General features: G+C 64.7%; 19 protein-coding genes and 3 tRNA genes. 2 read left to right on the top strand and 20 right to left on the bottom strand.

What is annotated here, in order from left to right; translation table 11 throughout:
* Window positions 1-3 precede the first annotated feature (3 nt).
* The 6 genes from NNX35_RS14195 to rpsB form a co-directional block, all read right to left on the bottom strand.
* On the bottom strand, window positions 4-582 hold the full coding sequence (locus tag NNX35_RS14195) for a DivIVA domain-containing protein (RefSeq protein WP_255868096.1): 579 nt from the start codon (window positions 580-582) through the stop codon (window positions 4-6).
* Window positions 583-755: 173 nt separating this feature from the next.
* On the bottom strand, window positions 756-1,643 hold the full coding sequence (locus tag NNX35_RS14190; protein WP_255767146.1) for a phosphatidate cytidylyltransferase: 888 nt from the start codon (window positions 1,641-1,643) through the stop codon (window positions 756-758).
* 80 nt (window positions 1,644-1,723) lie between these two features.
* Window positions 1,724-2,281, bottom strand: coding sequence for a ribosome recycling factor (gene frr / locus NNX35_RS14185; protein WP_227924437.1), 558 nt, complete (start codon window positions 2,279-2,281; stop codon window positions 1,724-1,726).
* A gap of 203 nt (window positions 2,282-2,484) precedes the next feature.
* Entirely contained in the window at window positions 2,485-3,216 is a 732-nt protein-coding gene (pyrH, locus tag NNX35_RS14180) for a UMP kinase (protein ID WP_229953202.1), read from the bottom strand.
* A 139-nt stretch (window positions 3,217-3,355) separates the two neighbouring features.
* A complete protein-coding gene (gene tsf, locus NNX35_RS14175) occupies window positions 3,356-4,195 on the bottom strand; it encodes a translation elongation factor Ts (protein WP_255767144.1) in 840 nt (279 codons plus the stop codon).
* Between the two features lie 128 nt (window positions 4,196-4,323).
* On the bottom strand, window positions 4,324-5,223 hold the full coding sequence (gene rpsB, locus NNX35_RS14170; protein WP_227924434.1) for a 30S ribosomal protein S2: 900 nt from the start codon (window positions 5,221-5,223) through the stop codon (window positions 4,324-4,326).
* 444 nt (window positions 5,224-5,667) lie between these two features.
* Between rpsB and NNX35_RS14165 the strand changes: the two genes are divergently transcribed.
* The gene (locus NNX35_RS14165; RefSeq protein ID WP_255868095.1) at window positions 5,668-6,207 is read left to right on the top strand and encodes a M23 family metallopeptidase; all 540 of its coding nucleotides are present in this window, start codon (window positions 5,668-5,670) and stop codon (window positions 6,205-6,207) included.
* A 101-nt stretch (window positions 6,208-6,308) separates the two neighbouring features.
* Here the strand turns inward: NNX35_RS14165 and NNX35_RS14160 are convergent, their stop codons facing one another.
* From NNX35_RS14160 to NNX35_RS14120, 9 genes are all read right to left on the bottom strand, one after another.
* The gene (locus NNX35_RS14160) at window positions 6,309-7,493 is read right to left on the bottom strand and encodes an acyl-CoA dehydrogenase family protein (RefSeq protein ID WP_255767142.1); all 1,185 of its coding nucleotides are present in this window, start codon (window positions 7,491-7,493) and stop codon (window positions 6,309-6,311) included.
* Between the two features lie 276 nt (window positions 7,494-7,769).
* Window positions 7,770-7,843, bottom strand: a tRNA-Ile gene (locus NNX35_RS14155).
* Between the two features lie 56 nt (window positions 7,844-7,899).
* Window positions 7,900-9,099 (bottom strand): glycosyltransferase, encoded by a 1,200-nt coding sequence (locus NNX35_RS14150; protein WP_255863379.1) that lies wholly within the window; start codon window positions 9,097-9,099, stop codon window positions 7,900-7,902.
* Entirely contained in the window at window positions 9,096-10,028 is a 933-nt protein-coding gene (locus tag NNX35_RS14145; protein WP_255767140.1) for a DMT family transporter, read from the bottom strand. The genes NNX35_RS14150 and NNX35_RS14145 overlap by 4 nt, the downstream gene beginning before the upstream one ends.
* Before the next feature lie 48 nt (window positions 10,029-10,076).
* Window positions 10,077-10,718 (bottom strand): CDP-alcohol phosphatidyltransferase family protein, encoded by a 642-nt coding sequence (locus NNX35_RS14140; protein ID WP_255868094.1) that lies wholly within the window; start codon window positions 10,716-10,718, stop codon window positions 10,077-10,079.
* Window positions 10,719-10,754: 36 nt separating this feature from the next.
* Window positions 10,755-11,543, bottom strand: a complete 789-nt coding sequence (locus tag NNX35_RS14135) for a phage holin family protein (RefSeq protein ID WP_255863382.1) — start codon at window positions 11,541-11,543, stop codon at window positions 10,755-10,757.
* 101 nt (window positions 11,544-11,644) lie between these two features.
* Window positions 11,645-13,081, bottom strand: a complete 1,437-nt coding sequence (locus tag NNX35_RS14130) for a sugar porter family MFS transporter (protein ID WP_255767137.1) — start codon at window positions 13,079-13,081, stop codon at window positions 11,645-11,647.
* A 286-nt stretch (window positions 13,082-13,367) separates the two neighbouring features.
* Window positions 13,368-14,564, bottom strand: a complete 1,197-nt coding sequence (locus tag NNX35_RS14125) for an NADP-dependent malic enzyme (RefSeq protein WP_255868093.1) — start codon at window positions 14,562-14,564, stop codon at window positions 13,368-13,370.
* 399 nt (window positions 14,565-14,963) lie between these two features.
* Window positions 14,964-15,039: transfer RNA gene (locus NNX35_RS14120), tRNA-Asn, on the bottom strand.
* Between the two features lie 843 nt (window positions 15,040-15,882).
* Here NNX35_RS14120 and NNX35_RS14115 point away from each other — a divergent pair.
* Window positions 15,883-16,338: an NUDIX domain-containing protein gene (locus NNX35_RS14115; RefSeq protein ID WP_255868092.1), complete on the top strand. Its 456-nt coding sequence runs from the start codon at window positions 15,883-15,885 to the stop codon at window positions 16,336-16,338.
* Between the two features lie 26 nt (window positions 16,339-16,364).
* Here the strand turns inward: NNX35_RS14115 and NNX35_RS14110 are convergent.
* From NNX35_RS14110 to dusB, 5 genes are all read right to left on the bottom strand, one after another.
* A tRNA-Asn gene (locus NNX35_RS14110) sits at window positions 16,365-16,437 on the bottom strand.
* 73 nt (window positions 16,438-16,510) lie between these two features.
* Window positions 16,511-18,556, bottom strand: coding sequence for a DNA primase (dnaG, locus tag NNX35_RS14105; protein ID WP_255868091.1), 2,046 nt, complete (start codon window positions 18,554-18,556; stop codon window positions 16,511-16,513).
* Window positions 18,557-18,671: 115 nt separating this feature from the next.
* Window positions 18,672-22,073, bottom strand: coding sequence for a thioester domain-containing protein (locus tag NNX35_RS14100; RefSeq protein WP_255868090.1), 3,402 nt, complete (start codon window positions 22,071-22,073; stop codon window positions 18,672-18,674).
* Window positions 22,074-22,214: 141 nt separating this feature from the next.
* Window positions 22,215-23,498: a deoxyguanosinetriphosphate triphosphohydrolase gene (locus NNX35_RS14095; RefSeq protein ID WP_255863387.1), complete on the bottom strand. Its 1,284-nt coding sequence runs from the start codon at window positions 23,496-23,498 to the stop codon at window positions 22,215-22,217.
* Between the two features lie 8 nt (window positions 23,499-23,506).
* Window positions 23,507-24,799: a tRNA dihydrouridine synthase DusB gene (gene dusB / locus NNX35_RS14090; RefSeq protein ID WP_370647075.1), complete on the bottom strand. Its 1,293-nt coding sequence runs from the start codon at window positions 24,797-24,799 to the stop codon at window positions 23,507-23,509.
* Window positions 24,800-24,902: the final 103 nt, after the last annotated feature.

Below are 24,902 nucleotides of genomic sequence, written 5' to 3'. Positions count from 1 at the left end.
CACCTAGTCGATGGAAGCCATCAGTTCGACCACCCGGTCGAGGAAGGCATCCACCTGGCTTTCCTCGTACCCCTGCCCGCCCTTGGCCTCACGGAAGACGGCGCGGCGCACCACGTCTACGCTGAGGGGCCGGTCGTGTTCGAAGTATCCGAGGAGTTCGTTGCACAGTGCGTCAACGTCCTCGACGTTGTAACTGGTGACGCGTTTCCGGCCGGGGCGGCGGAACCGCTCCCCCGGCTTGCGGTGCAGGCGGGCCCTGAGGACCGCGGACATCCGCCCGATCTGCAGCAGCCAGGCTTCTTCGCCGCGGTCGGAAATCAGGCGGTCCCGTTCCCGCTGGGCGAAAACGTCCTCCAGCCGGTCCAGCGCGGCGTCCACCGCCTGCGGCTCGTAACCGCCCTTCGCCGGGTCGAACGCCATGGACCGGACGTCCGCGCTGGTCACCGGATTAGCCGACGTGGAATCCGAGTTGTAGTAGTTCCTGGCTTTCGTCAGGAACTCATCGACCTGGCGGATGTTGTAGCCGTAGTCCCGTCGTCCCACGCGTTCGAAAGGGGCACTGGCCTGCCGCACATCGTCCATGAATAAATTGTTCCTCTGTGGTTTTTCCCCGCGGAGTTATTGCCGCTGGAGCCGGTTGTCCCTACAGGGCGCCTGCCGGGCATCGTCTGAAAACTCTCAAACATCTTACGATGCCCGTGCCGCGGACGTGATCCGGCACACCGGCCGTTGCCGGACCGTTACGGTTGCTCCTGCTAGGAAGCCGTAGAGAGCAGCACCGACAGCAGGAACACCACCGGGGAGGCGAACACCACGGAGTCCAGCCGGTCCATTACACCGCCGTGTCCCGGCAGGAGGTTGGACATGTCCTTTACCCCGAGTTCCCGCTTGACCATGGACTCGGAGAAGTCGCCGGCGGTGGCCGCGGCAACTGTCGCCACTGCGAGCACCACGCCGAACCACCAGGGCTGGTCCAGGAACAGGACTGCAGCCCCGACGCCGACGATGGCGGCGCCGACGGCAGAGCCTGCAAAGCCTTCCCAGGACTTCTTCGGGCTGATCTTCGGCGCCATCGGGTGCTTACCGAAGAAGGCACCTACCAGGTAGCCGAAGGTGTCATTGGAGACCACGAGCAGGAGCAGTACGGCGACTCGAACCTGTCCATCGGGTTCGCGCAGCAGCAGGAGCGCAAAGCTCAACAGGAACGGCACCCAGAGAACCACGAAAATACCGGCGAGGATGCTCTGGATCGCTTCGGCAGCGGTGTCGATGCTCCGCCACAGGAGGATGGCAACGGACGTTGCGACCATCGCAAAGGCCAATGCTTCCGTGCCGCCGAAGAACGCCGCGAACGGCAGCGCCACGGAACCGACCAGCACCGGCACCTGCGGCACTTTCATGCCGCGCACTTCGAGCGCACGGTTGACTTCCCAGACGCCGACGGCAGCGAAGCCGACCGCAATAATCACAATGGCGAAAGGGAAAAAGAGGAGGCCGCTAAGCAGGGAGCCGAGCAAGATCACGCCAACGGCGATGGCAGCAGGCAGATTGCGTCCGGCGCGCGAGACCTTTACGGGTTTCTCGGCAGACCGGCGGCCCCGGGCGGTGCGGCCGCCGACCTGTCCTGAATCAGCTGCACTCATTTCCTTGGCCTTTGCTGCTGCCGGAACTGTCTCGACGGACGGTGAACCGCCAGCCCGGGTTGGAGGCTGGGCGTCACTCATCAGACCTCGAGAAGCTCGGCTTCCTTGCGCTTGAGGAGCTCGTCAATGGAATCCGTGTGCGCCTTGGTCAGTGCATCGAGATCCTTTTCCGCACGAGCGCCGTCGTCCTCGCCCACTTCGCTGTCCTTCACCAGGCGGTCAATGCCGTCCTTGGCCTTGCGGCGGATGTTGCGGACGGAAACCTTGGCGTCCTCGGCCTTGCCGCGGACAATCTTGACGTATTCCTTACGGCGGTCCTGCGTCAGCTCGGGCATGATGACCCGGATGACCTTACCGTCGTTGGACGGGTTGGCGCCGACCTCGGAGTCGCTCAGTGCCCGCTCGATGGCGCGCAGGGCGCTGACATCGTAGGGCGTGATGAGCAGTGTGCGGGCGTCGGGAGTGGCGAAGGATGCCAGCTGCTGCAGCTGCGTCGGCGAACCGTAGTAGTCCACCAGCACCCGGTTGAACAGCGCCGGGTTGGCGCGGCCTGTGCGGACGGAGGAGAAGTCCTCCTTAGCAACTTCCACCGCCTTGTCCATCTTGTCGGCGGCCTCTTTCAAGGTGTCTTCGATCACGGTCTCTCCTCATAAAACAGTGTCCACCAAGCGCTATCAGCTTAGTGGCCGGACTCTTCTATCATCCTAAGCCAAAAGGGTGCGGGTTCCCTGCACCGAGCCTGCGAGGTGAAGGGGAACCCTTTCGGCGCAAAAGGGTGCGGGTTCCCTGCACCGAGCCTGCGAGGTGAAGGGGAACCCGCACCCTGTATATCGCTCCAGAGTTAGTTGGAGACGATGGTGCCGATCTTCTCTCCGCGGAGTGCCCGGGTTACGTTGCCTTCACCCTCCATGCCGAAGACAACCATGTTCAGGTCGTTGTCCTTGCACATGGTCATGGCCGTCTGGTCCATAACGCGGATGTCCTGGCGCAGGGCGTCGTCGTACGTCAGGGTTTCCAGCCGTACCGCGGTGGAATCCTTGTTCGGATCGGCAGTGTAGACACCGTCCACGCCGCTCTTGGCCATCAGCACCTCGTCTGCGTGCACTTCCAGCGCGCGCTGGGCGGCGACCGTGTCGGTGGAGAAGTACGGCAGGCCTGCGCCGGCACCGAAGATGACCACGCGGCCCTTTTCCAGGTGTCGGATGGCGCGCCGCGGAATGTAGGCCTCAGCCACCTGTCCCATGGTGATGGCGCTCTGGACGCGGGTCTCGACGCCGGCCTGCTCCAGGAAGTCCTGCAGTGCCAGGCAGTTCATCACGGTGCCGAGCATGCCCATGTAGTCCGCACGGGAGCGGTCCATGCCGCTGGTGGACAGCTCCGCGCCGCGGAAGAAGTTGCCGCCGCCGACGACGATGGCCACTTCAACCTCGCCCACGGTCGCAGCGATCTGCTTGGCCACTGCCCGCACGGTATCCGGATCCACACCGAGTTTGCCGCCGCCGAACACCTCTCCCGAGAGCTTCAGCAGGACCCGTCGTCGCGGGGAATCGGTTTCTTTCAATACGTGGGCCATTGTGCCTCCCGGGCATAGGTGCTGGTGCTGCTTTTAAGACTAGTGAGCTGTTCTGGGCAGAGAAAAGGGGTGGTCACCCGTGGTGACCACCCCCTTTGCTGTGATGACGTTTCCGTCGAAACCGTTGTTACCTAACTAATTAGGCGCCTACACGGAAGCGGGCGAAGCCTGCCGGTGCAACACCGGCTTCTTCGAGAACCTTGCCCACGGTCTTCTTGGCGTCCTTGGCGAACGGCTGGTCCACCAGGACGATTTCCTTGAAGAAACCGGTCAGGCGGCCTTCGACGATCTTCGGCAGTGCGCCCTCGGGCTTGCCCTCTGCGCGTGCCGTCTCGTCTGCAATGCGGCGTTCGTTCTCGACCGTCTCTGCCGGAACTTCGTCGCGGGTCAGGTAGGTCGGGGCGTACGCAGCGGTGTGCACGGCGATGTCGTGGGCGGCGGTGGCAGCTTCTGCGCCTTCGCCGTCAACGGCGAACAGCACGCCGACCTGTGCCGGAAGATCCTTGGAGGTCTTGTGCAGGTACGCGTCGACGGTCTTGCCTTCGATGCGTGCCACGCGGCGGACGACAACCTTCTCGCCCAGGATGGCGCCTTCTTCGACAACAACCTCGGACAGCGGCTTGCCGTCAACGTTGTAGGCGAGGAGGGATTCGGCGTCGGCAGCAGCAGATTCAACTGCAGCGGCCAGGACCTTGTCAGCCAGTTCGATGAACTTCGGGGACTTGGCAACGAAGTCGGTCTCGCAGTTCAGCTCGATCATGACGCCAACCGTGCCGTCGATGACCTTGGCGGCAACCAGGCCTTCAGCGGTGGAACGGCCTTCACGCTTGGTCGCGCCCTTCAGGCCCTTGATGCGGATAAGCTCCATGGCCTTGTCGGCATCGCCGTTGGCCTCGTCCAGAGCCTTCTTTACATCCATCATGCCTGCGCCGGTGCGCTCGCGCAGTGCCTTGATATCAGCAGCAGTGTAGTTCGCCATTTGGACTCCAGTCCTCCCGTAATAAGTATTGGTGCGGTTCTGCCAGTGCGGCTGGCCGGTAAACCGGCCAGCCGCACCACAACCCATGTCCAGGGGATAACTTCCCCCGGACTAAGGAAATACGTTCTTTACTTCTCGGTTACTTCAGCGGCCGGGGCGTCAACGATGGCGTCGACATCAGCGGCGGGAGCCTCAGCAGCTTCAGCGGCCGGAGCGGCTTCAGCAGCGGGAGCTTCAGCAGCGGCGTCAGCGGCCGGGGTCTCAGCAGCACCTTCGAGGAGCTCGCGCTCCCACTCGGCCAGCGGCTCGGCCGGGGCTTCCGTGTTGCCGGACTTGTTGTGGCGGACGATCAGGCCCTCGGCCACGGCGTCGGCAATGACGCGGGTCAGCAGGTTGACGGAGCGGATGGCGTCGTCGTTACCCGGGATCGGGAAGTCGACGTCGTCCGGATCGCAGTTGCTGTCCAGGATGGCAACAACGGGGATGTTCAGCTTCTTGGCCTCGTCAATGGCGAGGTGTTCCTTCTGCGTGTCAACAATCCAGAGCAGGGACGGAGCCTTGGTCAGGTTGCGGATGCCGCCGAGGTTGGTTTCCAGCTTGGTCAGTTCACGACGGAGAAGCAGGAGCTCCTTCTTCGTGTGGCCGGAGGAAGCGACGTCCTCGAAGTTGATCTCTTCGAGTTCCTTCATGCGCTGGATACGCTTGGCGACAGTCTGGAAGTTGGTGAGCATGCCACCGAGCCAGCGCTGGTTCACGTACGGCTGGCCAACGCGGGTGGCCTGCTCGGCGATTGCTTCCTGTGCCTGCTTCTTGGTACCGACGAACAGTACGGTTCCGCCGTGGGCAACAGTGGCCTTGACGAACTCGAATGCACGGTCGATGTAGGACAGCGACTGCTGCAGGTCAATGATGTAGATGCCGTTGCGCTCGGTGAAGATGAAACGCTTCATCTTCGGGTTCCAACGGCGGGTCTGGTGACCAAAGTGGACGCCGCTGTCGAGCAGCTGGCGCATTGTAACGACGGGCATGTCGTCACTCCTTCCGGCAGCAGCCGTGCGCACGGCGCACTGGTCCTACTGCCAATTGACGGTTTTAGCTGTACGCCCGGGCGGGCGAAGCTCCTGGTATCCATCAGCCGCTGCCCCGTAGGAGCTGCGGCGTGCCTCCCCTGCCGGCGTTGCCGGACCGTTGGAGATGCACCCCCTGTGACGGGGATAATTGGGATACGCGTAGTCAGCCTCCATGCCGGTGGGTGAACCCGGTGAATACCGGACAAACCCGGGACCGGACCTGGACTAAAACGTCCGGGCAGGTCCCATGGCACAGCAAGCTGCTCCGTCAAGTGTACTACAGCGCCGGACCCCCGCCATCCGGCGTCAACCTTTCCTCCCCACCCGGCTTCCGCGGCCGGACTCCGAACAGGACGCCCGGGAAATCGGCAACGGGAGCCCGCGCGGATGCACCGTTGCTCCATGAAGCGAACACCTGTCCTGCTCCTCGCGGCGGTACTGTCCGTCCTTGCCCCCGGGTCGGTGGCAGTCGACCCGCCGTCCGCTGCCACCGCGTCGGCATATTCCCCGCCCTGGAGCTGGCCCCTGGCCCCGGAGCCTGCCCTCCTGCGGTCCTTCGATCCCCCGGCACAGCCGTGGCTGGCGGGGCACCGCGGTATCGACGTCGCCGCGGCCGAGGGCGCCGCGGTCCTGGTCCCTGCGGACGGGCGCGTCGTTTTTGCCCGCCGGGTGGTGGACAGGCCGGTCCTGACCATTGACCACGGAGGCGGCTTGTTGAGCAGTTTTGAACCCGTCGAAGCTTCCGTGCCGGTGGGTACCGAAGTGTCCAAGGGCACTGCGGTGGGGTCCGTCCGGTCGGGATCGCACTGCGGCCGGGGTTGCGTGCATTGGGGAGTCCGGCTGGACGGGGACTATGTGGATCCGCTCAACTATGTATCCGACCGCCGGCCCTCGGTCCTGCTTCCGGTGCCGCCGCCGGCCTCCCGTGAACCGCCCCGGTAGGCATTCCGGCTAAACGCCCCGGTTAAACGTCCCGGCCGGACCCTTTGCAGGATCCGGCCGGGGTTCTTTGCTGGTCTAGCGGACGTTGATTCCGAAAGCTGCTATACGAACGCAGCCACTCCGGTGATCGCGCGTCCGGTGACCAGAGTATTGATCTCGTACGTGCCTTCGTACGAGTAGATGGCCTCCGCGTCAGCGAAGATCTTAGCCATGCCGTAATCGGTGACAATGCCGTTTCCACCCAGGATGCTGCGGCCCATGGCAACGGATTCGCGCATCCGGGCCGTGGTGAAAGCTTTGGCGAGGGCGGACTGCTCATCCTTGGCCTGTCCGAGATCTTCGAGCTGCGCCAGGCGGACCATCATGCCCAGCGAGCTGACGGTGTTGCCCAGGATCTTCACCAGCTGTTCCTGCACCAGCTGGAAGGATGCCAGCGGCTTGCCGAACTGCTTGCGCTCGACCGCGTACTTGCGGGCGACGTCGAAGGCAGCCATCTGCTGGCCCACGGCCTGCCAGGCCACGGCAAGGCGGGTGACCTTCAGGACCTTGTTCGTGTCGCGGAAGCTGTTGGCGCCCTTGAGGTGGAACTCGTCGCTCACCACTACGTTGTCGAGGACAATGTCGGCGTTCTGGACCGTGCGCAGGGCGATCTTGTTTTCGATCTTCGTGGCCGTGTAGCCCGGGGTCTTGGTGTCCACCAGGAAACCCTTGACCTGGTTGTCCTCGAGGTCGCGGGCGTAAACAACCACCCAGTCGGAGAAGGTCGCATTGCCGATCCAGCGCTTTTCACCGTTGAGGATCCAGTTGTCCCCCTCGCGGCGGGCAGTAGTGCGGGTGCCGCCGGCAACGTCGGATCCGCCCAGCGGTTCCGTCAGGCCGAAGGCGCCGATCTTCTTCATGGCGTAGATGTCCGGCAGCCAGGCTGCCTTCTGCTCCTCGGAGGCCAGGGCCTCGATGGAGCCGGTGAAGAGACCGTCGTGGACGCCCATGAAGGTCGCGAAGGACGTGTCCGCACGCGTCATTTCGGCATGGCAGAGGCCCGCGAAAAGGTTGGAGTAACCCTGCCGGTAAACCGGGCTCATAACGTCCAGTTCGGCAATCTTGGGGATCATGTGGTGCGGGAATTCTCCGGCGTTCCACCAGTCAGCAGCATGCGGCTTGACCTCGGCTGCGAGCCAGGCACGGATCTCGTGCAGGCGGTCGCGCTCCTTGTCAGTGAGCAGATCTTCAAATGCGTAGAAGTCGCCGTCCGGGTACGGAAGGTTGTCGACGTCGATAAGTGCCATGGAAATTGTCCTTCGCTGCTGATCATCGGTGATCCGCTGGTGCCCATCCGGGAACCGGCTGAGCCCATGTTACCCACCAGTAACAACGATCACAACGTCTGCGGAAAATTGCCTCCGACGGCGTGCGGCGGCGTTGGCCCACTGGGAGGACAGATAAGGGGCTTACGGGGTGCCTCCGGCGACATCGCAGGAATGCCCGGGCAAAAGAAAACGCCCCGGTCCGCAGACCGGGGCGTTTACTAAGGCGGATCGGGACGTCGTCCGATCCATTACAGGTAGGGCTGGTGGGGCTTGAACCCACGACCCACGGATTATGAGTCCGCTGCTCTGACCAGCTGAGCTACAGCCCCGGGTGCCCAAGAAGGCAACGATGCCATCCTAGTGGGTCCGGGGACTGGACAACCAATCAGCGCGCGTCCACGCGTTTCCCCGGATCCCCGCGGTAGAGATCTTCAAAGGTGGACAACGTGGCTTCCAGGCTGTGCCGGTCCACCATCTCGCGGCTGGTCCGGCCCATCTTCGCCCGCTCGTCGGCGGGCAGCTCCAGGATTTCCGTGATGCGCCCTGCCAGCTCGGAGCTGTCGCCCGGCGTAAACAGGTAGCCGTTGCGTCCCTTGTCCACGAGGTGCGGCAACGCCATCGCATCGGCCAGCAGGACCGGTTTCGATGCCGACATCGCCTCCAGCGTCACCAGTGACTGAAGCTCGGCGGTACCCGGCATGCAGAACAGGTCGGCTTTGAGGTACGCCTCGCGCAGTTCTTCATCGGAGACCAGTCCGCGGAAGACCACCCGGTCCTGCAGTCCCAGTCGCTGCACCTGGGCTTCCAGCCCGGGACGGACTTCGCCGCCGCCGATGATTTCCGCCCGCACTCCGAGGTGGGCGGGAGTCTTCGCTACGGCGTCAATCAGCACGTCCACGTGCTTTTCCTCGGCCAGCCGGCCGACAAAAAGAACCGTGGGCGCTTCGTGCGGGGGAATCTGCTCCCCGTCGCGCAGCTCGTAAACCGACGCGTCAATGCCGTTGGACAACGGCATCACGTCGTGCAGGAAGGCGTGGCGGTACATCGCCTCGGCAGCCAGCGGCGTGGGCGTGGTGACCACGTGGGCCTGGCCCATGACCTTGCCCATGTCCTTCCAGGAGTTGGTGGCGACAATCTGCTTAACCCATTTCGGGAAGGGCAGGAACGGATCCAGGTTTTCCGGCATGAAGTGGTTGGTCGCGATGACACGGATGCCGCGCTTACGGGCTTCGTAGAGCGTGTACTCCCCCACCATGTAGTGGCACTGGATGTGCACGACATCGGGCTGCACCCTGTCGAACAGCAGGGTGATTTCCTTCTTGATCTCCCAGGGCAGGCAGATCCGCCAGTATTCATGGGTAGGCACCCCGTGGGAACGGAGCCGGTGGACCGGCCACTCTCCCTCAAGGTCGCTTCGGCTGCCGCCGTTGACATCATTGGGAGCCAGTACGTGGACGTTGTGCCCACGCCCGTGCATCCCCCGGGCCAGCCGGTAGCCGAACTGCGCGGCGCCGTTCAGGTGGGGAGGATAGGTGTCACAAGCGATGAGGACAGTCAGCGGTTTGTCTACCGGGGCGTCGGTCACGTTGTAGGTCCTGCTTTCGGATTCTTTGAGGCCGGCTTCTGCCGCCTCCGCTCTTCGTTCCGACGCTGGATAACGTCAGGGTGATACCTCGAAAGGGCAACGACCCCAACAATAGCAATCAGGGCCGCCACGGACATGGCCACCGCGGCCACGGCCGGCACATCCGGCCGCAGTTCGTGCAGGACTCCGATGCCGATGGCGATCCCCACCATGGGGTCGATTACCGTCAGCCCCGCAATCACCAGGTCCGGCGGGCCGCTCGAGTAGGCGTTCTGCACGAACCAGGAACCGAGTGCACCGGCAGCGGCGATCGCCACGATGGTGTACCAGGGCACGTTCAGGAGGAACCGGCCGTTCGGGTTGAGCAGGTCCCCGGCAATGACCTTGGTCAGGACGGCAACAAAGCCGAACAGGATGCCGGCGCCGAGGATGTGGGCGATTGCGCGGAGCCGCTTGCCGAAAAGCACGTTCAGTCCGCCGAAGAAGATCACGACGACGGCGAGGATGAGGACAATGGTCACTTCCTGCCGCGGTTCCACGACCTGCTCTGAACGGGTGACCATGATGGCCAGCGACACAAAAAGCATGCTGCCGGCCACGCACGCCGTAATCGCCGCGACCGTAATGCGGTTCATGTGCAGGCCCTGGTCCCGGGAATTCACCACTGTCGTGATGACCAATGCGATGGAACCAATCGGCTGCACCACCGTCAGGGGCGCCATCGAGAGTGCAGCCACGTTCAGGGCCATGCCCGTCCCCAGCAGCAAAAGCCCGAAAAGCCAGCGGGGGTTGCGCAGCAGGCGACTGATCTGGGAGGAGTTCAGGCCCAGGCCGCCGGTGTCCGCTTTGACGGCGCTGCCTTGGCGCTGGGCACCGAAGGCAAGGAAAAAAGCGCTGGCCAAGGCGCAGGCTACAGCGATCCCTACCATCGGCCCGGTCCAGGTGCTGCCGTGCTGTGCGGGGAAACGGAGTGTGTCCTAGGGTGCATGGCCGGTTCCGGTTCCGGCCGGTACATGCTCGCGCTGGTGCAGGTATTTGCGCCACGCAGCCACGAGGTATCCGGCGGCCGCCGCAACGTGGCCGATGCAGCCCAGTGCCAGCACGGCGGAACCTGCAACCGAGAGCCAGTGATGGTCAAATCCCTCCACCCGTTCCAGCAGCAGCAGGGGCGCACCCAACAGCAGCAACGCGGTGCGGATTTTCCCGACAATGCTCACCGGCAGGTCGGGGTTGCCCCGGAACAGCAGGAGCGAATTGGCGATCAGGACGGCGTCGGGGATGGCGATGCTCAGGATCAACCAGGCCGGTGCGATGCCGTCTGCCACAAAGGTGGCAGCCACTATGATCAGTGCCAGCCTGTCGGCGACCGGATCCAGCCACTGGCCGGTAGCGGAGACCTGGTTCAGCCGGCGGGCCAGGTAGCCGTCTATCCAGTCGGTACAGCCCACTGCCACCAGGGTGAGGAACGCACTCCCGTAGCGGTCCTGGCTGATGAACAGCACAAACAGGGGGATGCCGAGAAAGCGAAGGACCGTGACCAGATTCGGTAGGGTCCAGAAGCGTTCCAATACGGTAATTTCCGTATCGGGACGCGCTCCGGCACCGATAAATCTGATCACGGTCCGTTCCCCTCGTCAAAGATGTACGAGTACAGCTTACTTTCGCGCGAGCCGACGGGACATCAGGAGCAGTGCCAGCAGGGATGCGGCCATTACCGAAAGCGGCTGCCAGCGTTCCTTGATCATGGCCAGCACGTCGTCGGCCGTGGAGGGACCGTCGCTGCTGCTGTCCTTGCCTCGGGCTGCAGCGGCGCGGCGGGACTTCAGCTCCTGGATGCGGGCCTTGACGTCCACCTTCTCGCCGAGCCCGTCCCGGACTGCCGCGAGGTGCTCGCGGCGCTGCCGCGCACGGGTGCGCAGTTCTTCCGGAGTGGGCTGCTTCGGGCCTTCAGGCTTGTCGTCCTTCTCGGCCTTCTTGTCCTTCTTTTCCTTCGGTTCCTTGGGCTTGTCCAGCGTGGCCGGATCGAAGCTGCGGCCTTCCTTCAGCACGCCGACGTCGTAGCGGATGCCGCGGATGGCTTCCTCCGGAAGCAGCGGGAGGGTCTTCTTGAATCGGCTGTAGCCAATGAATCCGGCGATGCCTGCAATCACCAGGAACAGCGCGGCAACCAGCAGGGCAGCCAGCCAGCCCGGCAGGACCAGCGACAGTGCGAGGATGCCGGCTACCAGCAGCGAAATGGCCAGCGCGGCGACCATAAGCAGCGCCACCACCATAAACGCGGCAGCAACGCCGGCCTTGATGCCCTTTTGCTTCATTTCGGCTGTGGCGAGGGCGAACTCGTCATTCAGCTGACGCGGCGTCAGGCGGGCCATGACTTTCGCCAGCCCAACCAGCGACGAGCTTCCCGCCGTTCGCTGTGTCCGAGTGCTAGCGGAGCGGTTCATGCGCCCAGCCTCCGTCCCCTGTTCAGTATTCACCGTTGCCATAACCCCAAATTACCATTCTCCTCAGTGTTATCAGTTTGCCCATCCGCACCAGCTGCGCGTCAGGACGTTTCGAGGCCCTCGCGGTCCTCGAGTTCGCGGCCGGACAGCTCGGGAAGTTTGGTCTTCACGAACCAGAAGGACAGCACCGCGAACGCGGTAAAGATGGCGTACATGATCCAGACCCCGAAGTTATCGCTGACCCACGGGAAGGCAAGGGTAACAATGAAATTGAAGATCCAGTTGACCATCGCGCCCAGGCCCAGGGCCAGGGACCGGATGTTATTCGGGAAGACCTCGCCCAGGGTTACCCACATGACCGGCCCCCAGGTCGCCGCAAAGAAGACCACGAACAGGTTCGCGCCCACCAGGGCAACCGGACCCCAGATGCCGGGCAGGGAGACTTCACCGTCTACGTCCACGGCCTGGAAGAACGAAACCGTGGCTGCCAGCAGGCCCACGAACATACCGGCCGAGCCGATCATCAGCAGTTTGCGGCGGCCGATGCGGTCCACGAAGGCGATGGCAACCAGAGTCATCACGACGTTCACGATCGAGGTGATCACCGACGTCGTGAAGGAATCGCTTTCGCTGAAGCCCACGGACCGCCACAGAGTGGTGGAGTAGTAGAAGATCGCATTGATGCCGACCAGCTGCTGGAATGCGGCAATGGCCATACCGACCCAGAGGATGGGCTGGAGCCCGAACTTGGGACCGCGCAGGTCCCGGAACGTCGGCTGCGGGCTCTTGAAGCTGTCGCGGATGTCGGCGATCTTGCGGTCCGTATCCGTCACACCGGAGATGCTGGTGAGCACCTTGGCGGCTTCTGCGTCGCGGTTCTTCCGGACCAGGTACTGCGGGGATTCCGGAATGGTCAGTGCCAGGACACCGTAGACAATGGCGGGGACGACGCCGACCAGCAGCATCCAGCGCCAGGCCGGCAGGCCCCACCACAGTTCGCCGAGCGCGCTGCCTGCGGTGTTCGCCAGGAAGGCGTCGGAGAGCAGGGCGGCAAAAATGCCGATCGTGATTGCCAGCTGCTGGACTGAACCCAGCGCACCGCGCCATTTTGCGGGTGCTACTTCGGCAATGTAACCGGGGGCGATGACGGACGCGGTACCGATGGCCAGGCCGCCGATCAGACGCCACAGCATGAGGTCCCACTCCGAGAAGGCCAGTGCCGAGCCCACGGAGTTCGCCGCAAACAGCACCGCGGCACCGACCATAACCAGTTTCCGGCCCAGCTTGTCCGCCAGCTGGCCGGCAAACCATGCACCGGCAGCACAGCCGAGCAGCGTGATGGCCACGGTAAAGCCGAGGATGCCCGGGCTGAGCGTGAATTCCTCGCCGATGGCATCCACCGCACCGTTGATCACTGCGGTATCGAACCCGAAGAGCAACCCGCCCACCGCTGCGGCAACGGTGACGCCGATCACCTTGCCGGGGTGGGCCACCCGTTCGGATCCGCCTTTGTTAGGTCCTGGCTGCGTCGCGCCCATCGACCGTTCCTCGTTTTCTACTCAACTAGCTTCGTACATGTGACTGGTGTCAAAACACTTAAGCCTACGCATAACACTAAGCATGCTTGTTCATGCACGGTAGCCGGAGCACGCCTCCAGCAACAGATACGCACCCATCGATCCGCCCCGGCTGGAGGTCCCCGCCCTGGAATTCCGGCGCAGGCACCGGGCGGAGCACCCCGTCGGGGCACCGGAACCGTGGAAGGGGAACATGCCCAATGTCGTCCACTTCACACGGCCCCGGCTTTGCTTCGACCGCAGCCGGTTATCCTGATGCCGCCGCCACGGCTGCTGCCACGGCAGGTGACACCCTGGGATCCAACGGGCTGGGCACGATGTATTCCGCGTGCAGGTCCTCCCCCACGAGATCCGCAATTGCCGCAGCCGCGGCAACCTTCATCCGGGCGGTGATTCGGCGGGCGCCGCTGTCCAACGCGCCACGGAAGACGCCCGGAAAGGCCAGGACGTTGTTGATCTGGTTGGGAAAGTCGCTGCGGCCGGTGGCGACGACGGCGGCGTGCCGGCGGGCGATGTCCGGATGGACTTCAGGATCGGGGTTGGACAGGGCAAAAATGATGGCTTCGGGTGCCATGCCGGACAGGACCTCCTCCGGGACCGTTCCCGAGGAGACGCCGACAAAAACGTCTGCACCCTTCAGCGCCTCGGCCGCACCGCCGTCGACGCCCCGCGGATTGGTCCGGGCGGCCAGGTCCGCCTTGATGCTGGTGAGTCCGCTCCGGGAATCCGAAACGATGCCCTGTGAGTCCAGCACAACGACGTCGGCAATCCCCGCCTCCAGCAGGATGTTGGCGCATGCTACCCCGGCAGCGCCGGCGCCGGAAATCACCACCCGCAGGTCCCGCAGTTCCCGGCCGGTCACGCGGGCGGCGTTGCGCAGTGCTGCCAGCACCACAATGGCGGTGCCGTGCTGGTCGTCGTGCATTACGGGACAGTCCAGCGCTTCGATCAACCGCTGCTCCAGTTCGAAGCAGCGCGGCGCGGAGATATCCTCCAGGTTCACGGCTCCGTAGCTGGGCCGCAGCCTGACGAGGGTTTCGATGATTTCGTCCACGTTGGTGGTATCCAGCACCAGCGGAATCGAGTTCAGGCCGCCGAAGGTGCGGAAGAGAGCGGATTTCCCTTCCATCACCGGCAGGGACGCGGCCGCACCGATATCCCCCAGGCCCAGGACGGCGGTGCCGTCGCTGACCACCACCACCAGCCGGGAGGCCCAGGTGTGGGTTGCGGCCAGTTCCGGGTCGGCGGCGATGGCCCGGCTGACCTGGGCGACACCCGGCGTGTAGGCAATGGACAGTGCCCGCTTGGAATCCAGCGGCAGCCGGGTTTCCACGGAGAGTTTCCCTCCCTTGTGTGCGGCAAGGATTTCTTCGGCCGTAATGGGATCGGCACTGTTCAAATTGGCGGCGGCGGGCGCGGGTGAAGGAGTTTCTGGTGTAGGCATAGCGGTGTGCTCCAGCTGTTGGTTCCAGGGAAGGTCCCGCCGTGCGGGCCCGGGATGAACGGGCACAGGGACGGCGGATACCGGAAGCCGTGGGGCTCCGGGCCAGAGGCAACAGGATGGGATGCCTTAGCGGCCGGGGGCGGGGTCCGGGGATGCCGGAACTGCCCTGCCGGGCGCGATAACTGCCAGTGTAAGCGCAGGAATGGGCCAGCCGTCCATTTGGCGCGCGAGCTAATCCCCCCGGGTGCGGGTGCATCCCTGCGGTTTGTACAGATCCCTGCGCCGCGCACCGCAGGAAACCGGACAAAGTGCGGGGATCCAGACACACCGCGGGAGGACCGCTGAAGCGCCCACGAAAAAGGGCCTGAGACACGGGAAACCCGGTCACAGACCCTTTGCTGGCTCCCCCGACTGGACTCGAACCAGTAACCCTTCGATTAACAGTCGAATGCTCTGCCAATTGAGCTACGGGGGAAAGCGGCGTCCTCAACTATACAGGAAGTTTCCGGTCCTTCCGAACCACACCTCCCTGGAGGTGTTCCACCCATTCGTACCGGTCGGCCCACCACGGCGTCGACCTACCCACCCCCGGCTGACGGGGCTGACAGCGGTTCACAACTGACCGTTGTCAACTGGTTTCTGCCGTGGTTGAGCACTATCAGCCGATCGGGTAAGGGGGTTAACTCTTCGACGCCCACGAGCGCACCCGCTTCCGTGGGGATACTCGCCGGTTCCCCGTTCCCGGCAAAGACCACCTGCCCCATCTGAACGACGAGGCGGTTGTTGCCCGCCAAGTGTCCCCGGGAGTAATGATAACCAAGGTCTAGGACAGGGCAGTCGGTGAGAAACAATTCCGCTTGGGTAACAGGGTCCACTAAGGACGCACCCGGGACGGCATAGATGCTGAGGTCAACCTGCCAGAGCCCGTCCTCCCCCACTCCCGGAGTCCCGGGCTGCTTGCATCCTCTGATCACATAAGCGGGCGGTTGTCCTTGGCCCACTTGGTCCACTTGGTCCACTTGGACCGGGGTGCCGTCCGCCTCGGGGTGTTGCTTCCGGCACTCGGCAACAGGGTCAGCCGGCGGCTGCAGCTCCGCTGCCAAGGTCCATGCCGCGATAGCTAAGCCAGGCACTCCCAGAACGATCTCAGGCCGCTTCCACCACCTCGCGCTCGAGTCCCTGCCGCCGTTTGTCGGCGGTTCCTGCCGCACTATCCCGCCTCGTCGACGTTCATACGGGGAGTATCCGCCCGGCTCTCCACCCCGTCAATGAATACATCGAAGAACGACCGCCGGACTCCGGCATGAGACAGTTGCGCATGATCACGCATACCCGGAAAGCCGTCTGCTATGCGGTACAGCAGGGCCACCTGCTGGTGTTTACCCATAAGGAAGTGCCCCTGGAAGTCACGGGCGTGCAGGTTCCGGCGGGAACGATCCGGCCCGGTGAAGAGCCGGCCGATGCCGCAGTCCGCGAACTGCAGGAAGAAACCGGATTACCCGGCAAGGTCTCGGCATATCTCGGTGAGTCCCGGTACGACCTGCGGCCGATGCGGCAGGAGATTGCGACCCGGCACTTCTTCCTGCTGGAGGTTCCTGCCATGGATCCGGCGGCCCGCTGGGACGCCGGCGAGCCGGATCCGGAGCACGGCGGGCCACCCGCAGCCTGGACCTGCTGGTGGATACCGCTCCCCCGGGCCCACGTCCTCGCCGCGGGCCTCGGCACCATGCTTGGCGGGCTCGGGCAGCACAAAAAAGACCCCCGACCTGCATAGCTGCAGATCAGGGGCCTTCTTAGTTGCTCCCCCGACTGGACTCGAACCAGTAACCCTTCGATTAACAGTCGAATGCTCTGCCAATTGAGCTACGGGGGAAAGCGGCAGGTTTTACTTTACAGAGATTCTGCGCCGAAACGAAATCGGCACCCTGCCGGAGGAATCCGGGCGGTTACTGGTCTCCCCGCAGGGCCCGGCGCTGCATCTCCAGCTCCATGAGCTCACGATTGAGCTGGTGGAACAGTTCCGGATCGGCGTTGGGGTCCAGGCGCTGCAGCTGCCCCAGCTTTTCGGCCTTGAGGTGTGTCACCTGCAGTTCGAAGAGCCGGTTCAAAATGTCCCGGCAGTACAGGGCCAGCGCATCGGCGTCGCGGGCCGGCAGCGGCGTCACGGCCAGCTCGCTGACGAAACCGCGCATCGGCTCCGGCAGTTCCTCGCGCACCCGTTCCACCCAGGCGGCGGGCGCGGTTCCGGCTTCCCCGGCAGCACGGATTGCGTCGTGGACAGCCACGTAGGCCGGAACCGTGAACCGGGCCGCCTTGAAGCGTTCCCATTGTCCGTCGTCGAGCATGCCCGGCTGCTGCAGGGCGACTTCCAGTGCCTGCCGTTCCATCCGGGCAGCGGGATCATTCGGGTTGGGACGGCTGAACCCGGATGACGGCTCCGGCTCCGGCTGCCCGCCCTGCTGGCCCTGCCACTGGCGCGGCGGTTGCTCATCGCGCCGGCCGTATTGTTGCTGGCCCCCACGCTGCTGGCCGTATTGCTGCTGGCCGTATTGCTGCTGGCCCCCTCGCTGGCCGTACTGCTGCCGACCCTGCTGCCCTTCCGGGCTGCGTCCGGCCGGTACCTTCTGGCCGCTATTGTCTCCGCCCGACCCCGCCGTTCCGCGCTTGGCTGCGGCATTGACGGCGCGGCTGACGTCGTCGACGTCGGTTCCGAGCCATCCCGCGAGTTCCCGCGCGTACGCGGGGCGCATGGCCGGGTCACGGATGTCCGCCACCACCGGCGCCGCCGCGCGCAGTGCTGAAACGCGGCCCTCCACGGTGTTGAGGTCGAACTTACGCAGCGTGGAGCGGATAGCGAACTCGAACAGCGGGCGGCGGGACGAGATCAGTTCGGCAACCGCGGAGTCGCCGTGGGTCTGGCGGATGTCGCACGGGTCCATGCCGTTGGGGTCCACGGCCACGTAGGTCTGGGCGGTGAAGCGCTGGTCCTCTTCGAAGGCCCGCAGTGCTGCCTTCTGTCCCGCGGCGTCGCCGTCGAAGGTGAAGATGACCTCTCCCCCGGTGCCGTCGTCGGAGAGCAGCCGGCGGGCGATCTTGATGTGGTCGGTGCCGAAGGCAGTGCCGCAGGTGGCGACGGCGGTGGTGATGCCTGCGAGGTGGCACGCCATCACGTCGGTGTAGCCTTCCACGACCACCAGCTGCCGGGTCTTGGCGATGTCCCGTTTAGCCAGGTCGATGCCGTAAAGGACCTGCGATTTCTTGTAGAGCGGCGTTTCGGGAGTGTTGAGGTACTTGGGGCCCTGGTCATCTTCGTAGAGCTTGCGCGCGCCGAAACCGATCACGGCACCGGTGAGGTCGCGGATAGGCCAGATCAGCCGACCCCGGAAGCGGTCATAGAACCGGGAGGCGTCCGAGCCGGTGGAGAACATTCCGGTCTCAGCCAGTTCCTCGCGGGTGAAGCCCTTCGACGTGAGGTGCTTGAGCAGCGAATCCCAGCCCTGCGGTGCGTAGCCGACCCCGAAGTGCTCCGCTGCTGCCGGGTCGAAGCCGCGTTCCTGCAGGAAGTTCCGGGCAGCGGCGGCTCCCTGGGTGCCGAGCTGGCTGCGGAAGAACTCGGCCGCCACCTTGTGCGCGTCCAGCAGGCGCTGGCGTTTGCCGACGTCTTCCCGGCGCGGCCCGGTGCCGCCGTCTTCGTAGTGCAGCTCGTAGCCGAGCCGGGCGGCGAGTTTCTCCACGGTTTCGGAGAAGGTGCCGTGGTCCATCTTCTGGACGAAGGAGATGACGTCGCCGCTCTCACCGCAGCCGAAGCAGTGGTACGTGCCTACCTGGGGGCGGACATGGAAGGACGGCGAGCGCTCGTCGTGGAAGGGGCACAGTCCCTTGAAGGAACCGATACCCGCCGACTTCAGGGTCACGTAACCGTCGATCACGGCCTTGATATCAGTGCGCAGCCGCACTTCATCGATGTCTTCACGCTTGATCAGTCCGGCCATAGCATCCAGTCTATTCTTCCCCGCCAAACCGGCCCGTGGATCAATAGCGGACGCGCTCAGCGCCCGGGACCGCAGCCCCGGGCGCTGAAGACGTCCGGTGTCCGGACCTGTTGGCTCAGTCCTCCGTCCGGCGCCGGGTGAGGTAGATACCCAAGGCACCCATCAGGCACAGGCCGGCTCCAAGCGCCAGGTAGATACCAGTGGATATCGACAGGCCGGTCGATGGGAGCCCTGAACGGCCCGGCTGCTCCGGTGCAGGCACCGGGCGGGGTTCAGGCTCCGGAGCCGGAGTCGGGGCCGGCGACTCCACGAAGGCATAGGTGTTGGTCACGATGGCGGAGGCGGTGCCGTTTGCCGGCACGCTCACCGGATCGGGCAGCTCGGATTCCACCCGCACGGCAGAGGTGGCGCCGGTACTGGTTTCCGTCACCGTGCATTCGGCGCCTGCAGTAAGGCCGTCGAATTGGGTGGTCACTTCCCCCGTGGCACCGGCAGGGATGGTTACCGTCTCGTCCAGGGAGGACCCGTCCGTGCCGCACCGGACTTCCAGGACCACTTCACCCTGCTCACCCGCGGCAGCACCGGTAATGACCTTGGTGACCACCAGCACGCCCGGGTTGAAGCCGTACGTATTAGTGACCGTCAGTTCCGCACCGCCGGCGGCCGGGATGGTGACCGGGTCGGTGATCACCGTGTCCACGGAGACCGTAGCCGTGGCACCGGTTTCGGTTTCGGTGACGGTGCATTCCGTGTCGGCGGGCAGGTCCGCGAAGTTGGTGGTCACCGTTTCGGCCGTTCCGGCCGGAATGGCCACGGTTTCGTCCAGGACCGATCCATCCGGTCCGCAGGTCACCTGCAGCACCACCTCGCCCTGCGCTCCTGCCGCGTCACCGGCAAACACCTTGGTGACGGCCAGCGTACCCGGCGCAAAGCTGTAGGTATTCGTCACCGTGGCGGCGACGGTATCGCCCGCGAGAATTTCGACGTCGCCGGGCAGATCAGAGTCCACGGTGACGGCGGCGGTGGCCCCGGTCACCGGCTCCGTAATGGAGCAGGAGGCTCCTGCCGGGATATTCGAAAACTCCGCACCCACGTCTTCGGTAGTACCGGCCGGAATCTGTGAGGTCTCTTCGAACACCGTCTCCCCGTCCAGGGTGCACAGGACATCGATCTCCACCGAATCCTGGTTTCCTGCCGCCTCACCGGCAATGACTTTGGTGACGGTCAAGGACCCCGGGTTCACCGCGTAAGTGTTGGTGACGGTGGCTTCCGCCGTCTCCCCGGCGGCTATGGTCACGTCGTCGGGCAGGTCGACGGTGACACCCACCGCGGGCGTTTCACCCGTTCCCGGTTCGGTGACCGCACAGCTGGCACCTTCCGGGATTCCGTTGACCGTGCGGGGAACGGTCCCTCCGGCACCTGCTTCGATCGTGATGTCCTGCCGGATCACCTCTTCTCCGTCTGCGGTGCAGACGACCTCGACAGTAATGGGCCCCTGCTCCCGGGCTGCCGGGCCGGCGATCACCTTGTCGACGGTCAGGGCACCGGGGTTCACCGTGTAGGTATTCGTCACGGTCACCTCCACACCGGCACCGGAAGGAATCGTTACCGTTCCGCCCGCAGGATCAGCCACGGTTTCCACACTGACCTGGGTGGTGGCGCCGTCGGCGGTCTCGGTGACCGTGCAGCTGGCTCCCGTTGGCAGGTTCTCGAACTCCTCGGTGGCCGGTTCAGTGGTGCCGGCCTCAACGGTCACCGTCTCGTTCAGGACTGTCGCACCCCCGGCGGTGCAGGTCACCTGCAGTGTGACGACGCCCTGCCGTCCGGCCCCGGCCCCGGCGATGTCCTTTCGGACGGCGAGGGTTCCGGTGGTGAAGGTGTAGTCATTGGTCAGGGCGACAGTAACGCTGCTTGCGGCCGGAACCGTTACGGTCCCTTCCCCGGTCACGGTAACGGCCACGGCTTCGCTTGAACCGTCAACCGTTTCCGTCACGGTACAGCTGGTGCCGGCTTCAAGGTCGGGGAATTCGGCCGCCTCGGGGGTAATGGTTCCGGCCGGAATGGTCACCGTGGTGTCCACCACGGTGGTCCCGTCCAGGGTGCAGACGACCGAGATCGTCACCTCGCCCTGTGCGCCGGCGGCCTCCCCGGTATTGGTCTTGGTCACCACCAGCGTTCCCGGCGTAAAGGTATAGGTGTCCGTGACCGCCGCCGTCACAGTGGTTCCGGACACGATCGTGACGGCGCCGGGCAGGATGGTGCTGACTTGGACGCTGTCGTTCTCTCCGTTGGTCGGTTCGGTGACGGTGCAGGTGGAGCCCGCAGGAATATCGTTGAAGGTCTCGGAGAGTGTGCCGGTGGCCTCCGCGTCGATGGTGAAGGTGAACTGGTTCCCGGTGCCGCAGTCGATATTGATAACTACGGCATCCTGGCTGCCGGCGGCCGGGCCGGCAATCGTCTTCGTGACGGTAAGGGAGCCCACCTCGGTGAAGGCGGCCGCCGCCGTCGCGTTGGAGCTGAGCTCACGTGTAACCGCGAGGATCAGCTTCTGTGCATTCTCCACCCCAGGCGTTGCCGCGTCGTACAGGTAGACGTTTCCCGTGGGGACGGTGACCGCTGCCCGGGCCGTGAGGTTTGCCGGTCCTGTTGCACCCGTGTCGCTGCGCACCCAGACCTGCGTGCCGCTGGGCACCGGACTGTTCAGCGGAACGGTTCCGGCGGCGTCGGCGTAGAGGCTGAACCCCTCATCCACCGTTACTTCGATTGCATCCGCTTCCGACGTCACCGTATGCGGCCCTGCCACTTGGGTCACGGGTGCCTCCGTGACCGGCGGCGTGATGGCGATAGCCGGTGGGTCGGGTTCCTCCAAGGGGCCGGCTGCGATGGTGTCATTCACGATCGCAGCGACGGTCGAATAGAGATTGCTTTGCCGATTGAGGACAAACCCGTCCGTGAAGAACCAGATGGCAGCCTGCACAGCGGCGGCTTTGTTGTTGACGTTGCCTGCCGGGAGGTCGGTAGTCGGGTAATAGCTGTTCAGGATCCGGTTGACGTAGCCGATGTTGGGAATGTTGGACTCGTCCCAGGTGCCGTTTTCGTAGCCGATCCCGACCCGCGTGGCGGTGCGGAGATCGATGCAGTACATCTCGGCGGTGGTGGTGCCGTAGGCGTCCTGGGTATTGATGATGCCGGCAAAGCTGACGTTTTCCGTCTGGTACCCGGCCGGGACACCGGCGGGGTACGCGTCAATGGGCCAGGTCTGCCCCAGGGGCGGCAACCCTCCCGACACGCTTCTCCCGGCTCCCAGCGAGGTGATCACGATGTCCGTATTCGCCGCGTCGGCAGGCGCTTCGTTCCGCGGCGGTTCCGGAACAATCTGCGCCTGTGCCGGCACAGCCAGGGGAAACCCGGCCAAGGCCAGGGTCAGCAGAAAAACCAGTATCCGCCGGACTCGGGTCGTCCGTGTCCAGGCAAAGACATGACGTGGGCGTTTTGCAGGAGACAGCTGGCTGCTCATAAGGGTCCTCGATACGCGTGTCCGGCTGGGCATCTCCCGACAGTGGCTCGGGAGACTCTGGACGCCACACGCTAACGGCCGGTGGACCCACCGACCAGAGAGCTGCCCGAAAATGCCGTCGTCAGCCCCGAACTGCAATCCCTACCAGAGCGCCGGAACCGGTCCTACCAGCCGCTCATGCAGGGCAAGGGCCGAACCGTCCGTCAGCGAGGCCACTTGGTCGACGACGACGCGCAGCCGGGCGCCGTCGTCGGGCGCGTCCCGCCAGTCCGCCGCGAACATCGGGTCCAGGTGCTTGTCCCCGGTGGCGGAGAGCTGGGCGACAAGGGCAGTGAGGATTTCACGCTGGCGTTCGTACAGGGGCTGGCGCTGGTCAGTGGTCATGACGAACGTGGTGGCCAGGCCCTTCATGACGGCGATTTCCAGCTGGGTGACCTCGGGGACCACCATTTCGGCGTTGTACCGGGTCAGCGGATCGGTGCCGTAGATGCCCCGCGTCGCTTCGAGGGCGCTGTTGCAGAACCGGCCGATGAGCTGGCTGGTCATGTCCTTCAGGGCCGCCATCGCACGGCGGCTGCCGTCCGATTCGCGCACCCACACGTTGGTGGCTTCCAGCCGGGCGAGGGCGGCATCAATGGCGGCGGCTTCAACACCGGGCAGGTACCACTGCTGCGTGTAGCCGACCACGCGTGCACGCTGGTCGGGATTGTCCAGCCACTTGAGCTGGACGTGGCCGGCGACTATCGCGTCTTCGACGTCGTGCACCGAGTAGGAGATGTCGTCCGCCAGGTCCATCACCTGCGCCTCAAGGCAGGAACGTCCGTCCGGAGCGCCGTCGCGCAGCCAGGTGAAGACAGGGAGGTCATCCTCGTAGACACCGAACTTGGTGGTGCGGTGCCCGTTGACGATCGGAGCATCCGCAATGGACCACGGGTATTTGGTGGCGGCGTCCAGGCTGGCCCGGGTCAGGTTCAACCCGGCAGGCGTGCCGTCGGGAGCAATGATCTTCGGTTCCAGCCGGGTCAGCAGCCGCAGCGTCTGTGCGTTTCCTTCGAAGCCGCCGATCGCATGCGCAATGTCGTTCAGCGCGGTTTCGCCGTTGTGGCCGAAGGGCGGGTGCCCCAGGTCATGGGACAGGCACGCGGCGTCGACGACGTCGGGATCGCAGCCGAGCGCATTGCCCAGTTCCCGGCCCACCTGCGCAACTTCGAGGCTGTGCGTCAGCCGGGTGCGGACGAAGTCGTCCGTGTCCGGGGCGACCACCTGGGTCTTGGCACCCAGCCGGCGCAGCGCGGAGGAATGCAGCACCCGCGCACGGTCGCGGCCGAACTGCGTGCGGTTGGTGTTTTTCGCCGGTTCCGTAACCCAGCGGGCCAGGTCAACTTCGGTATAGCCTGCGGTTTGGACTGCCTGCGGGAAGGTCATGGGTTGCTTTAGCCGCCTGATACGTCGAGTTCGGCTGCCGAGATGATGGATTTCTGGGCGGCGTTGAGTTCCCGCCCGTCCAGCCAGCCTTCCGGCAACGCTGTCTTTTTGGGTGTTCCGGCCCGTCCGCGCGGTCCCTCGGCGTCTGTGCCGGGGTAGGGAGCATCGGGGTCCAGCTGGTCCAGTAGTTCACGGAGTACCGCCAGGGACGGTACCGTGGCCAGTTTAGCGCGGAGGTCTCCCCCTACTACGTAGCCCTTGAAGTACCAGGCCATGTGCTTGCGGATGTCACGCAGGGCAATCACTTCGTCGCCGAAGGTCTCCACCAGCAGTTCCGCATGCCGGTACACGCTGTCGGACACCTGCTTCAATCCGGGCCGGTGCCGCTCGGTGCTTCCCTCGAAAGCCGCTTCCAGGTCACCGAAGAGCCACGGGCGGCCCTGGCAGCCGCGTCCGATGACGACGCCGTCAACCCCGGTTTCGCGCACCATGCGGATGGCGTCTTCGGCGGACCAGATGTCGCCGTTGCCCAGGACGTTCATGTCCGGCAGGGCTTCGCGCAGTTCCGCGATGGCGGACCAGTCGGCCTTGCCGGAGTAGAACTGCGACGCCGTGCGTCCGTGCAGGGTCACGGCGGCCACACCGGAGTCGCGTGCGATCTTCCCGGCATCAAGGAACGTCAGGTGGTCCTCGTCAATGCCCTTGCGCATCTTGATGGTCAGCGGCACGTTGCCCCGGGAGGCTTCCTTCACCGCCGTCTGCACAATGGCGGTGAACAGGTCCAGCTTCCACGGCAGGGCCGAACCGCCGCCCTTGCGGGTGACCTTCGGGACGGGGCAACCGAAGTTCAGGTCAATGTGGTCGGCGCGGTCCTCCTCCACCAGGAGGCGGACGGCTGCACCGACGGTCTTGGGATCCACGCCGTAGAGCTGGACGGAGCGGACCTTTTCGTCGTCGTCGTGCTTGATGATCCGCATGGATTCCGGCGAGCGTTCCACGAGGGCGCGGGAGGTGACCATTTCAGTCACGTACAGCCCTCCCCCGTATTCGCGGCAGAGCCGGCGGAAGGCCTTGTTGGTGATGCCGGCCATGGGTGCCAGGATCACCGGGGTGTCCACGGTGATCGGGCCTAATTGCAGAGGGGGAAGCTCAAGCTTGAGTTCCGGAGATAAAACAGTCACCCCTCTATTCTCGCAAGCCGATGCAAATCCGGTACCGCCCCGCGCCGAGCCCGGGCAACGCTGCCGGTGCGGGGAATTGACACCGGTTCCCTGCACCCCTAGCGTGCTGGTGATCTGCATCACTTTTCACTTCCGCATCACATCGGTTTCGCCGCTGCAACCGAAGATTCGAGGTTTCCCATGACCACCGCTGCCAAGAGCACCTCGCACCGTCCGAGAAGGG

Origin of the sequence: Arthrobacter sp. zg-Y844 (genome assembly GCF_024385465.1) — a bacterium.
GTDB lineage: Bacteria > Actinomycetota > Actinomycetes > Actinomycetales > Micrococcaceae > Arthrobacter_B.
The sequence above is the reverse complement of the archived record's forward strand: the minus strand, read 5'-3'. Positions and strand labels throughout refer to the sequence as shown.